General features: G+C 32.8%; 13 protein-coding genes and 1 riboswitch. Of the genes, 3 read left to right on the top strand and 10 right to left on the bottom strand.

Annotation, left to right across the window (positions count from 1 at the left end):
• Positions 1–58: 58 nt before the first annotated feature.
• The 4 genes from HWV59_RS22755 to HWV59_RS22740 all read right to left on the bottom strand — a co-directional run bounded on the left by HWV59_RS22755 (position 59) and on the right by HWV59_RS22740 (position 3,639).
• The gene (locus tag HWV59_RS22755) at positions 59–928 is read right to left on the bottom strand and encodes an LCP family protein (RefSeq protein WP_175640369.1); all 870 of its coding nucleotides are present in this window, start codon (positions 926–928) and stop codon (positions 59–61) included.
• Positions 888–1,457: a sigma-70 family RNA polymerase sigma factor gene (locus HWV59_RS22750; RefSeq protein WP_235991876.1), complete on the bottom strand. Its 570-nt coding sequence runs from the start codon at positions 1,455–1,457 to the stop codon at positions 888–890. The genes HWV59_RS22755 and HWV59_RS22750 overlap by 41 nt, the downstream gene beginning before the upstream one ends.
• A 226-nt stretch (positions 1,458–1,683) precedes the next feature.
• Positions 1,684–2,577, bottom strand: a complete 894-nt coding sequence (locus HWV59_RS22745) for a PhzF family phenazine biosynthesis isomerase (protein WP_175640368.1) — start codon at positions 2,575–2,577, stop codon at positions 1,684–1,686.
• 147 nt (positions 2,578–2,724) lie between these two features.
• The gene (locus tag HWV59_RS22740; protein ID WP_175640367.1) at positions 2,725–3,639 is read right to left on the bottom strand and encodes an EamA family transporter; all 915 of its coding nucleotides are present in this window, start codon (positions 3,637–3,639) and stop codon (positions 2,725–2,727) included.
• A gap of 59 nt (positions 3,640–3,698) precedes the next feature.
• On the opposite strand from HWV59_RS22740, the gene HWV59_RS22735 reads away from it, so the two are divergent.
• Positions 3,699–3,869, top strand: coding sequence for a hypothetical protein (locus HWV59_RS22735; RefSeq protein WP_175640366.1), 171 nt, complete (start codon positions 3,699–3,701; stop codon positions 3,867–3,869).
• 79 nt (positions 3,870–3,948) lie between these two features.
• A complete protein-coding gene (locus tag HWV59_RS22730) occupies positions 3,949–4,584 on the top strand; it encodes a pentapeptide repeat-containing protein (protein ID WP_175640365.1) in 636 nt (211 codons plus the stop codon).
• A gap of 383 nt (positions 4,585–4,967) precedes the next feature.
• Here HWV59_RS22730 and HWV59_RS22725 read toward each other — a convergent pair whose 3' ends face one another.
• The 6 genes from HWV59_RS22725 to HWV59_RS22700 form a co-directional block, all read right to left on the bottom strand.
• On the bottom strand, positions 4,968–5,408 hold the full coding sequence (locus HWV59_RS22725) for an NUDIX domain-containing protein (protein ID WP_175640364.1): 441 nt from the start codon (positions 5,406–5,408) through the stop codon (positions 4,968–4,970).
• A 220-nt stretch (positions 5,409–5,628) separates the two neighbouring features.
• Positions 5,629–6,318: an MgtC/SapB family protein gene (locus tag HWV59_RS22720; protein WP_175640363.1), complete on the bottom strand. Its 690-nt coding sequence runs from the start codon at positions 6,316–6,318 to the stop codon at positions 5,629–5,631.
• A gap of 464 nt (positions 6,319–6,782) precedes the next feature.
• A complete protein-coding gene (locus HWV59_RS22715) occupies positions 6,783–7,844 on the bottom strand; it encodes a GGDEF domain-containing protein (RefSeq protein WP_102232470.1) in 1,062 nt (353 codons plus the stop codon).
• Between the two features lie 235 nt (positions 7,845–8,079).
• Positions 8,080–8,991: an HD-GYP domain-containing protein gene (locus HWV59_RS22710; protein ID WP_102232469.1), complete on the bottom strand. Its 912-nt coding sequence runs from the start codon at positions 8,989–8,991 to the stop codon at positions 8,080–8,082.
• Positions 8,992–9,089: 98 nt separating this feature from the next.
• Positions 9,090–9,797: a hypothetical protein gene (locus HWV59_RS22705; protein WP_102232468.1), complete on the bottom strand. Its 708-nt coding sequence runs from the start codon at positions 9,795–9,797 to the stop codon at positions 9,090–9,092.
• 109 nt (positions 9,798–9,906) lie between these two features.
• Positions 9,907–9,993, bottom strand: a riboswitch (cyclic di-GMP riboswitch).
• A gap of 963 nt (positions 9,994–10,956) precedes the next feature.
• Complete coding sequence (locus HWV59_RS22700) at positions 10,957–11,841, bottom strand: AraC family transcriptional regulator (protein ID WP_175640362.1); 885 nt, start codon at positions 11,839–11,841, stop codon at positions 10,957–10,959.
• A 118-nt stretch (positions 11,842–11,959) separates the two neighbouring features.
• Here HWV59_RS22700 and HWV59_RS22695 point away from each other — a divergent pair, with 118 nt between their 5' ends.
• Positions 11,960–12,868: an EamA family transporter gene (locus HWV59_RS22695; RefSeq protein WP_175640361.1), complete on the top strand. Its 909-nt coding sequence runs from the start codon at positions 11,960–11,962 to the stop codon at positions 12,866–12,868.
• Positions 12,869–12,883 lie beyond the last annotated feature (15 nt).

Raw genomic sequence — 12,883 nt, 5'->3', positions numbered from 1 at the left:
TGTCCTAATACTAACAGGCGTGAGCTTCTAAAAAAGTTCACGCCTGAATGCGGTCTGTTTATTTGAATGACTTTTGTAACATTACAAGGTTTTCTTTATTGATTTTCTCGCTGTAATTTCCGTTAATATACTGATCTTCAATAGTAATTTGTTCATCAAGTTTTAAATTGCTGCCAGATAACAGCACTTCATCAAACTTGTCAATTTCCTTTTTTAAAATAATCGAATAGAAATCTTCTTGTTTAAATAATTCCTCTAATACTGTGGCAACTCTCATATTTCTCCCATTATGGCCTCTGGGGTCTTGAACTCTCATAGAAGTAAAATCCACAAATTTCTCCGCTGTGTTTAATGTTACTACACCTTCATTAAACTGACTGTCACCGTGTGTAAAATCAAATTCATTTTCGACTTGGATGTCTTGTTGGTTTTCAATATAATTACCTATCTCATGGTCATGAAGAACAAATTCTTTTTCTACTTCAATTGATAAAGCTTTTTCTATATCTTGAGCTGTCATTAGATTCTCAAAAAAAGTATTTTCTACATAAAGTTTATGATAGATCGGGATGTATTTAACACCATTTGTTTTATAGTTAATATTTATTAGTAAAATACTTGGTTCTGCTTCTCGGGTCATTACTATTAAATAATTTATTGATTCATTTCCAATCATTTCATTAGACTTTACTTCGTCTCCTAGATTGGCTGAATTTCTATGTAAGGTAGATATATCAAAACTAAAAAATAAAATGAATGCTACAGCGACAACAGTTATTAAGGCAAATAGTGGTTTGTATCTTCTTTTTTCGCTTCTTCTATTTCTGAGTTTTGTTATTGTATTGTTCTGAAGTTGCTCTTCAAAATTAATATCCTTGTATAACGTTTTATCCAATGAAGTTTTTAACTTGTTTAACTTTTCTTCCATCTTTATCGACCTCCTTTACATATACTTGTTTAAATTTTTCTCTCCCCCTGGATAGCCTTGTTTTTACGTTGGATTCACTTATATTGAGAACATTTGAGATTTCTTTAATTGTCAATTCCTCGTAGTAAAAAAGATTTAACACTTCTCGATATTTTATGGTTAGCTTAAAAAGACACTTTGCAATAATTTGTGCCTCATCATCATCCATTAATTGTTCCTCTATATTTTTCTCTTTTGTTGTTATTAGGAATTTAGAAAAGGGAAGCTGTGATACTTTATTTTTGGGACTCCTAAGAAAGTCCTTTGATTTATTAATAGCAATTTGATAAATCCACGTTTTTAAGGAGGAATTTCCTTTAAATTGATGATGCTTTTGTGCAAAAGTAATAAACGTTTCCTGAACAATATCTTCCGCAGTTGTCCAATTTTTCACATATGAATATATAAGTTTCAACAAAGATGTACCATATTTGTCCATGACCTCTCTTAAATAATTTTCATCTACAAATGATGCTTCACGATCATTCAACTTAACCACTCCATTTAAAATAAGCTATCCCTTAGACGTATAAAGTTATTTTAGGTTACAAATTTCCTAATAGAAAAACACGGCTTGCTGATACGATTATTTATGATCGTATAAAAAAAAGAAATCGCCATATTTAGAAGCAATCCCTTTAGGAGAGCACAACTCTTTTTGCAGGAAATGCGCATAACAAACCTAGTATCGTATAAAATCAAAAGTTTCGTACTTTTTACAGGGTGATTGAAAACTCCTTTACATAAACAGCATTTCCTGTAATCTTTATATCTTCATGATCTTCAGACTTTGTGACCTGCACCATAACCCTACCTTCTTTTCCTATTTCATGGCCTTGCTCGACAATAAGATGTAAAGGATTCTCACTTTTGCCGTTAATATAGTTGGTATAATATGCCCCCATCACTCCAGAAGCTGTTCCTGTTACTGCATCTTCGATTGTTCCGGAATAAGGTGAAGAGAAGTGACGGGCATGCATGTCTGCCTTGTGATCAATGGTTTCCAAACAAAAAGGATGAATAGATGCTCTTGGCATTTCTTTCAATATAGAAGGGAATAACTTATTTTGAGGTTTCATTTTTTCGAAAGCAGCAAGATTTACTATTGGAATTAGCAATGTCCATGTACCTGTACTACCGTATAGAATTGGTAAGTCATGATCAATATCTTCATGTGTTAAGCCTAATGAATTGGCCAAGTCTTCTGTTGAACCATTAAATTCTTTAAACTGAGGTGCCGCCTGTTTCATTGTTATGTATACTTCATTTTCACCGGTTATGTCTATCTTTATCGGTAATACACCAGCTCTGGTCTCAATCATTATTTCTTTTTTATGTCCTAACACCCCTGTTAACCTTAAGGCATAAATAGTCGCGATTGTTGCATGTCCACATAAATTCATTTCATGACCTGGAGTAAAATAACGAATTCTCAGATCAGCAATATCTGATTTAACAGGAAAAGATGTTTCATTAAACCCTACTTTAAACGCAATTTTCTGCATCTCCTCATCTGTTAACTCATCTCCATTAAGCACTATTCCTGCTGGATTTCCTTTATTAGGTATATTGCTAAACGCATCGTAATGATATACTTTCACTGTTTTCATTTAGTAGTCCTCCTTAGTCATTTTTATTAAAATAAATTTAAGCGTATGTTTCCATTTCAATGACAGTTTAGCATACATTCCCCATCATTTTCAGAATTTTATTAAAACAAAAAATAGGCTAAACCTTGGAGGTCTGTGCCTATTTTTTCACTTTGCCTTTCTTAGCAAAAGTCCATTCTTTTCTCTAAAAGAATTCGATAAAATTGAACGATTTCCCAAAATAATGCCTAATAAAATAATAAAAACGCCTACCCATTGTATCCATTCTACCTGTTCTGATAGGACAAACATTGACAATAAGACTACCACTGGTAATTCAGATGCTGTTAAAATCGAACCTGTTCCAGGTCCTACCTTTGGCATTCCTATTGCAAATAATATTGGAGGAATAACCACGCCAAATAATCCTAATAAAGCTCCATATGGTGCGATAGTCAAGATTGTTTCAGGATTTATCCAGGATAATGGATTTACAATAATTAGCACGGTCACCATTGATCCTGTTGAAAGAATGGCACTTCTTTGTATAGCTGGAACTTCCTTTTCAACAAAACCACTTGTTAAGAGAAATAGTGAATAAGTTAGTGCAGCAAGAATTCCCCAAATAGCACCCAATACATCAATCGTTTTTTCTCCGGAAGATATAATACCTGCAGCCAATATAGAACCAAATAACACGATACAAATGGACATAACCTTTTGTTTGGAAGGTTTATTTTTGAAAATTACCCATTCAGCAATTGCCCCGATCCAAACAAATTGAAATAAAAATATGATGGCTAGTGATGCGTCTAACGTTTCTAAAGAATAATAGTAAAAAATGCCCGTTAATCCCGTTGGAATCCCACTCAATAATAATTTTATGATCTGTTTTATGGTTAGCTTTTGCTTCTTTACAAATAAGGCAAGTACCCATATTATAATTGTCCCGATTATGACTTGGCTTCCTGTCACCTCAAACATCGTAAATCCAGCTCCATAGGCGAGTTTTACAAAAGTTGATAATACACCAAAACTGCAGCCTCCTAGAAATACACACATAACATAAAACCATGCTTTCATCATGATTCCCCCTCATTTTTGACAAATAAAAAGCCACACAATTATCGGATGATAATTGTGTGGCGAAAAAAGAAATATTCTTTAAAAATCCACAACGTGAAAATTTTAGCTATTTAATTCAACAGTATTATAACAATGAAATGAATAAAAAGACAAGAGTCTATTCCTCGCTGAACATTACCAAGTTAAAGGGAGGGTTAGGTTTTGTACATACTGCCGACCAAAAATAAAGACTTATATTTACTATAAAACTTCCCTATAGTAACTTAAGAAGAATGCTTATTCACACATAGATAGAGAGGGAATGTTATGAAAATTGATTCACCTACCATACATCGTGATTTACCCCTTAAAAATTTCAATGATATTTTTTACGAAGAAGATCCTGAACTAGAATTATGTCAAATACATGAGGCTGTTTTTGATAATGAAGTATTACCTAGAGTTCGTTTCTATAAGATGATTTTAAAAAATTGTAAGTTTCAACATACTGACTTTTCAAATGCTGATTTTACAGATGTCGTTTTTGATAACTGTGATTTCTCAAATGCCAAATTGTGCAATTCTTCCATCCATAGAGTTGAATTTGTAAACTGTAAATTACTCGGTACAGATCTTACAGAGTCAAGCTTAGGAAATGTCCATTTCAATAATTGTTTACTTAACCTTAGTGGATTTGGTAATTCTAAGTTAGAAAAGGTTATTTTTCACGATACAGCATTAGAGAATTCTGATTTTTATGAGTGTAAATTCAAAAAAGTTGAATTTACATCATGTAATATCAATCTTGCTAACTTTGAAAGAACTCCACTGAAAGGGATTGATATAAGTACTTCTACTTTTGAAACACTTACTGTTTCTCTTTCAGACCTTAGGGGTTGCAAAGTGTCAACTTTTCAGGCCATTCAATTTTCTGCCCTGTTAGGGTTGATCATTGCTGACTGATTTTTTCCGCTTTCATTTGAAGAGAAAATTAACCTGCCTAAAGGCGTGAACTATAAATGTTCACGCCTTTAGACTTGTTAGGTACAATTCTTCATCAAGCACTCAATTACGAGGATTTAATTTGTTTGACATAGCATTACTTTGCCGCTCAGAAATGATAGTCTGCAAAGATAATGTTGTCGAAATTTGTCTAATCGTAAATAAATATTAATAATCGTAGATAAAGCAATCAAAATCGGAGATAAATGTTAATAATCGTAAATAAAGCATCCAAAATCGAAGATAAATGTGAATAATCTTAAATAAAGCATCCAAAATCGAAGATAAATTGAAATTTACATACATTAGCATGCTGCTCAAACTGAACGTCTTTGAGCTGTCAACTACCGAATAAATGCTCTCTCCCTATTAGCCAGAGCATCATCTAACCACCTTGGATGCATCTTTAACAAGTCCTTCGGCAATTGGTGAACGTCAAAAAACTTCATCTCTATTGATTCCTCTAAATTACAGATGAGCTCACCCCCTATTATTTCAGCTAGAAAGCAAGTGGTGATAAAGTGAACAACTTGACCATTTGGATAGGAAAACACCTGAGAATGAGGATCGGAATAAACACCGATCAGTTTATTAATTCTTATATCTAAGTTTGTTTCCTCTTTTACTTCCCGAATAGCTGCCTCTGATACCGTTTCGCCGATTTCTATATGACCTGAAGGGATGCCCCATAACCCTACATCTGCTCTTTTCTGTAATAAAACCTGATAATTTTCATTGAAAATCAACACCGCCACACCTGCTTTTACTTCAGCAATATTCTTCATACAATAAACCCTTAAAATAAAAAAGGTCCGAGGGAAAGATATCAGCGCATTACAAATACACTGAACCTTTCCCCTCGGACCTTTTATGTCAATAGGTGCCTTTTACATATGTAAAAGATGCAGCCCTCGGTCACAGACCTATATAATAGCGGAACCCTAGCTGCAATTTTCCAGTTCAAAAGAACAATATTCTCTTATTCGTACACATATTATTTTACTTCTACAAAGATTCCATTTCAACATGAATCACGTGATTGATCTGTTTTAAAGTATAATAAACCTCTGTTATATATAGTTTTTCATTCACAACTAGGATTAGATCTAACTGCTGAAGTTCACCTTGTTTGATATCTTTCACTCTAACTTTCTTTGCCTTCATATCTTTTTGTTTAAGTTCCTTTAAGACTTCTGTCATCTTCTCTTCATCGTCAACCGTAATTTTTACTTTTAAATCCCGCTCTCTTAATGATTTGGGACCGATATATTTGAAGATAAACGGAATGATTTCTACACTAATGAGGATAAGAAATGTAGCTATGGTAGCTTCGAACCAAAATCCAGCTCCACATGAAATCCCGATTCCACCTGCACCCCAAACCATGGCTGCTGTTGTCAATCCTGAAATCATATCGTTGTTTCGTCTTAAGATAACACCTGCACCTAAAAAACCTATACCTGAAACGATCTGGGCTGCTAATCTTAAAGGATCCATCGGTCTTATGTAAGCCTCTGCAAATTTTTCAGCCGATTCAATCGAAACAGAAGTTAATAAACAACTAACAATACCGATAACTAAACAGGTTTTCAAACCCAACGGCTTTTTCTTTAATTGGCGTTCCAGGCCAATAATTGTAGATAAAATGGCTGCGATTCCAATATTGAAAATAAAAGTATTTGGTTGAATGATCATGGTTTTTCTCCTGATGAATATACATTTTTTTATTATCATTTACAAAGTGTAAGATTGTTAAATAGAAATGATCAAAATGATTTAACTCCAATTTTTAACACATGCTTATTACATATTCCCTTTACAGATTGAATTAAAACATAAAAAAGCCGTAATTAATTTAATAGTGACTGAAAGACGCAACTAACCTACAGGTAAGCTTAATAAGAGGAAGAAAATATATAAAGGCAATAATTAAAAACACAATAAAATTCAGAGAAGATTTTATTGTGTTTTTTGTCATTATTAGTTTATTCTTTTGTAATTGGAGAAGTAGTCATGCTCGTTGAGGCTCCGTGTCAAGTTGTAATTAATCACTCAACTGTATAGGAAGAGGTCAAACAAGTAAAAGTGTACATGCTTAGGTGAACAAAAATGAATATATTATCTAGTCATTTATAAAACAAAATAAATTAATTATTGTTTTATACCTTCACATATGAATGGACAATTTGGTTTCTTCCTCTATCCTTCGCCTCATATAGAAGTTTATCAACCTTTTCTATCAACTGACCTGGATTTTCACCGTTTTGTTTACAACTTCCGAAACTCATTGTTACAGAAAAGGGTTCCCCTTCACAGACAAAAATATGGTTGGAAACAGATTGTTTGATTTCAACTAAGAGCTTGTTCACCTCTAATTGTTCATAAATATAAACTATTATGGCAAACTCTTCTCCTCCATATCGGAAAACCTTCCCTTGTTTTTCTGGTATAATCGAATTAACAATTTTCCCAATTTGACGTAATACGTTATCTCCCATTACATGTCCATATTTATCATTAATTGATTTGAACTTATCAATATCTGCAAGAACAAGGTAAAAATTTACGCCGTATTCTAAATCGTTTCTTAAATTTTCCTGGAATGAACGGTGATTTAATAAATTCGTAAGATAATCACGATTAGCAGCTTCGGCTAACACATTTTTTTCTGTATGATGCTGCCTTTCCCTCGATACAATAATTCCACCTAAACCACCAATTAATAACAAAAAGAAAACTTGACATAAAAAAAGAACTAAGCTTTTTATTGAATAGACACCTGAAACTTGTATAAAAAAAATGATAGTGTATATCGAAATAAATAAAATTGCAGCTATCATTCCTCCTACAAATCTCCAATAAACAGCAATGTGTAAAAGAATTAAATATGCCACCGGAAACAACGGGCTATCAATTCCTCCAGTTAATGGGATAAGTGCACAAAAAGCAATAAAGTCGAAGAATGGTCCTCCTTTAGTCATTATTCTATACATCCTCGAACCTTTAGGTGACCTATGTAAATAATAATCTGAAGTACCCATATATATAAATCCAAAGACAACTAAAGCTATAAATAGGTTAAGTTTTAAATAAACTGGATTTTCAACATATTGAACAGTGAAGACAACAATTGCAATTACTAAAAAAAACCAACGCAATGAAGAAAAAATTACTTCAAGTGCATGATATGATTGGTAAGCACTCTTTAATAAAGATTTCAATTCGTCCACTTCCTGTTAATAACTTTCTATAATAGTTAATATTTAGAAATATCTCTATCATGTTTAGACTAAAAGCTAGTGATTCGGTAGATCTAAAAAAACAAAGAGGTTTTTATCGTAGTAATAATTTAAACTTAGCTGCGCAAGCTGTTTGTGTTGAAAACTCCCAATGTGTCTAGAGGATTATTTAATAAAGTAATAAAACGGCTGAGAATCTGCCGTTTTTTCGTAAAAATTATTTTATCCTTCCTTCTTCTTTTAAGATTTCCTCAAATGCTTTTACGACATCTTCATCATAATGTGTTCCCGATAATCTTATTAGTTCATCTATGGCAATTTGGTCATTCATTGCCTTTCTATAAGCACGATCCTCTGTCATTGCATCAAAAGTATCACTCACTGCTATGATCCTAGCTTCAAGTAGAATTTCATTTCCTTTTAATCCATATGGATAGCCTGTACCATTTAATCTCTCATGGTGCTGTTCAATAATTGGAGCAAGTTCTTCATAGGATGTACCATTAAGCATTTTAGCACCATCAACTGGGTGTTTTTTTATTAATGCAAACTCTTCATCAGTTAGACGGCTCGGTTTATTAAGGACTTCAATAGGGACATGAATTTTCCCAATATCGTGAAGAGAAGCTGAAATTGTAAGATTTTCTAAATTCTCTTTATTTAACTTGAGCTTTCTTGCAATTTTTACGGAGTATTGTGCAACTCTTTCACTATGTTTATAAGTGTAACGGTCCTTTTCTTCTACTTTATTTACTATTTCAATTAATGCTGATATATCTTTACTTATATGTTTAAATACTTGTTCTGTAAAAACACATAGAAGAGATAACTTAGATAAAGTAGTAAAATGAATTGGATCTTTTAAATCTCTTGCAATAAAATAATCCTCTGGACCTAAGATATGCCTTTCATTTTCAAACTCAAATGAGACGTGTCCTGATAGAATAAAGTAAAATTCTAATGAATTTGGATTATCACTTGGATATACGTAGAATAACCTTCCCTCTTCTATTGTCTGATGCAATACCTCGGCTCCATCTCCTCTAGTAAGCAGGCTAAATTCAACATCACTATTTAATTTTACTTTTTCTAATGAAGAACCTTTTTTTCTCACTTGGAAACCAGCCACTCGTTTCACCCCAAACCCTGAATAAATAAAAAACGAGATCAATAGAGTTCCCGTTCCTCATATTTTCACTACATTTCTATAGTACATATTACTTATTATTAAAATCCTACAACTCTAATCGGATCAATCCAAACCCAGCGATCAGCAAATCTTACAAGTTTCCAACTACATTCTGCAATAACTCCTTTTTCAGCTGCTTTCTCTACTGTTTCATTTGACATTTTTAACGTTTCATCGTAAACTTTTTCAATTGTTTTTTCTAAGTCTTTAGTATATTTTTGTGTTCTTTCAGCAGTCTTTGCTGATTTTCCATCTAATTTTCCCTCTAATTTTGCAATCTTTCCCTCTATTTTTTCAGTCTTTCTTTCACCATTTACTGCCAACATTTCTTCTGTTAATTCAATAATGCCTTCTTGTAAAGCACTAATTTTTTCATTTATCTTATCTTGGTGTTCTTTCATTTTTTCTTCAATTTTATTTAATTTTTCTTGAGCTTTCTCTGCTTTATTAGAATCTATTGCAGTTTGTAATTCCTCAACTGCCCTTTCCCTTTCTTCAATTAATTTAAACATTTCTTTTCCTAATTCTATTTCTTTGACATCGTTAAGATATTCAGCATTAAGTTTATCTGCCTCTTCTACTGCCTTTTCAATCTTTACATCAATATCCAAATTTGTTTTTTCAATTAATTCAAGTGCGCTTTTCACATCTTTATTAGGTACTTCTGTATTCTCCATAGCAAATACGCTTGTCCCAACGCTAAAAGATAAAGTCATTGCTAAAATTGTTGATAATAGTTTTTTCATTTAAATCCCCTCCGATAATTTATACTCACTCACCTAGTTATGAGTCCACCCTCTGTTTAATCAAGTGCTAATGGTCAAAAAAGAGACTATTGGAATAGCCTCCATGCTATTCGGTAGTCCAGCCACCATAATTTTCGAAAATTGTAGGTCTGTGACTTTGTGTCCTTATCTTTCAATAAGTTTGCCATCATCGTAGGAAAATTTTATTATCTGATAGAGTTATATGATACTTTTTTCCTATCTAAACGAATTATATATTAGGCACTTTTTTCCTTCAATAGTGGTTTTTTGTAAAAGCATGGGTTTTTATGTCGAAATGAAGATTTTTAAAGTGTTTTTATACACAGGAGGGTGAAAAAGGAGTATTTTTCACTTTTAACTTTATGTTACCTTACTTCTTAGCATATCCTTTTAAGAATGGCCAAAAGAGGTCCCTCAGTGAAACAACATCTTATCTACAAGAATCAGTAAGCTTAATAAGAGTAAGACAATATATATAGGCAATAATAAAAAAACACAATAATAGCATCATCCATCAGCATGGGTGGACACTTGCCTGGTCTTTTATCTTTAATATCACAACATATTCTTTATTAGTGATCCATTATAGGAAGCCCTGGATTGCATGGGTTTTATCTATTGTATTTGTGATTTTTTTATGGAATATATTTGACCCTCCACTTCCTAAATAAAAGGAAACAGATAACGATTTCTTGGAGAAAGATTGGTAAATGCATTGTAAGAGGACTGTGCTGTCTTCGGAAGTTAGGTATCAATTAAATCGCTAAGAACGATTATTTCTTCATATATTTGCTCCTTGATCTGTAAATCATGACATTTATTATACTCATTAATTAACAAATTGATTTGTTTCATAAAGAGAATCATTTCTTCATTTGAAATCATATTATTTCAAGCTCCTACCATATGTAATACCATTATTTTAGGTAAATATTCCTGGTTATTCAAGCCTAATGTTTTCATATCGAAAAAAATGTGCATTCTTTTTATGGAATGCACCTAATCGTATGATTATTTGTTAACTCGACCACTCTTTTTGCATCATTTAATTCTATTAATTTTAACGATAACTCATCATTGATTTTTTTTATTAACATTCAATTCCCTCCCAATCTTTTTTTAAACTGAAGTTGCTATTTCAAGGGTGAAAAGTCTTTTTGTATGCTAAAGGTGTCATATGCATCGCCTTTCGAAATTTATCAATGAAATAGCTTGTACTATTAAAACCTACTAAATAGGCCACTTCTGTGACATTAGCTTCTGATTGTTGTAGTAGTGGTAAGCTTTTTTGAATCCTGTAATCAGTCACATAATTCAAAGGTGTTTTCTTCACCATTTTTTTGAAATACCGACAGCATTCAGAACGGCTTAATTGTCCTGCTTGTGCAATATCGTCTAAAAGGATTTTCTCATTATAGTGAAGATGAATCCAATTTAGCATTTGCTTCATTCGCTTACTCTTTATCAATTCGGTCTGTTCATACTCTAATTGACTTCCATTCAATATGAGGTTTTTCCAAATTAATGTTAGATGGACACTAATATCCATTTCATAGAATGGCGATTTTTGTTTTACCATTTGATTAATTTCTAAAATAGAGTTTACTATATTTCCCGCCCAAAGTTCATTTGGAACCAACCGTATATAAGGAATATTTGTCGCCTGCATAAAGGGGGATACAAAGGTTGGAAAAAGCTCTTGGGATACGATAAAACTAGGAGAAACATTTAAACATATATAGACACATCCCGAGTCATTCCTCTCTTTTGCCATATGCAGGCATCCGCTATTTATGAATACCCCCTCACCTTCACTAACATCAACACTTTCATCATTTATTTGAAAAGTTGCTTCTCCTTTTACAACGAAAACAAATTGAAATTCTTCATGCCAGTGAAGTGGTATATATCCATTTATATTTTTTGATATTGTTGTTTCGTAACATGCAATTGGTAATAAAACTGTACGATGTTCAGTTAATTCTTTTAAGCTGTTATCAATCTTAAAATCTTTTATTTGCATATGTCCACCTCAATATCCTTATATTTTTTGATTCGATTTATGTATTCTTCCGGGAAATTACCTTTTATTATTTAAGATACTATAACACAATTTTTATATATTAAGGAGAAAGTCATACATGAATAGAACAAAAGGAATACTTCTTGTTTTAACAGGGGCTGTGTTTTGGGGAATTGGCGGGACAGTTTCTAAGAAGCTTTTTCAAACATATGGGATTGATGTAGATTGGCTGGTGACAACCCGATTACTTATTGCCGGCTTTTTACTTCTAACCGTTCAATTTTTCAGAAAAGATCGTTCGCAAATACTTGGTGTTTGGAAAACAAAAAGGATTGCTATTCAATTGCTGATTTTCGGGTTATTTGGAATGCTTGCGGTTCAATATACTTACATGGCCTCCATAAAACATGGTAATGCTGCTGTGGCAACATTATTGCAATATTTAGCACCGGTCATGATTATTGTTTATTTACTTTTCCGCAAACAAACGATCTTCACACGAAATGATTTGCTGACTGTATCTCTGGCACTTGTGGGCTGTTTTTTCTTATTAACAAACGGATCAATCTCGCAACTTTCTGTACCCATACCAGCAATCGTTTGGGGTGTTTTATCCGGAATAGCTTTAGCGTTTTATACTCTATATGCAATCCCTTTGCTGAAGCAATACGATTCTCTTGTCATTGTTGGCTGGGCAATGATAATCGGTGGTTTAGCCCTTAGTCTTATCCACCCACCATGGAAGATAGCTCTAAAAATGCTACCACTTGAATCGTATTTTTACTTAGTCTTTGTGATCGTATTTGGAACGATGATTGCTTTTTGGTTTTATATAGAGAGCTTACAAAGTTTAGCACCGAAAGAATCGAGCCTACTTGGAAGCATCGAGCCGCTTGCCGCTGTTTTAACAACAGTTTTTTGGTTAAAAGAACCCTTTGGACTTTTCCAATGGGCAGGTACAGCTTGTATTTTAATGATGATTGTTTTTTTGGCTATGAATAAGTCTTCATCAAAGGTACATTCTTGAAATGAAAGGCTGGTA

Origin of the sequence: Metabacillus schmidteae, from assembly GCF_903166545.1 — a bacterium.
Taxonomy (GTDB): domain Bacteria; phylum Bacillota; class Bacilli; order Bacillales; family Bacillaceae; genus Metabacillus; species Metabacillus schmidteae.
Note: the sequence above shows the minus strand (reverse complement) of the source record. Positions and strands in the feature narration are given on the sequence as shown.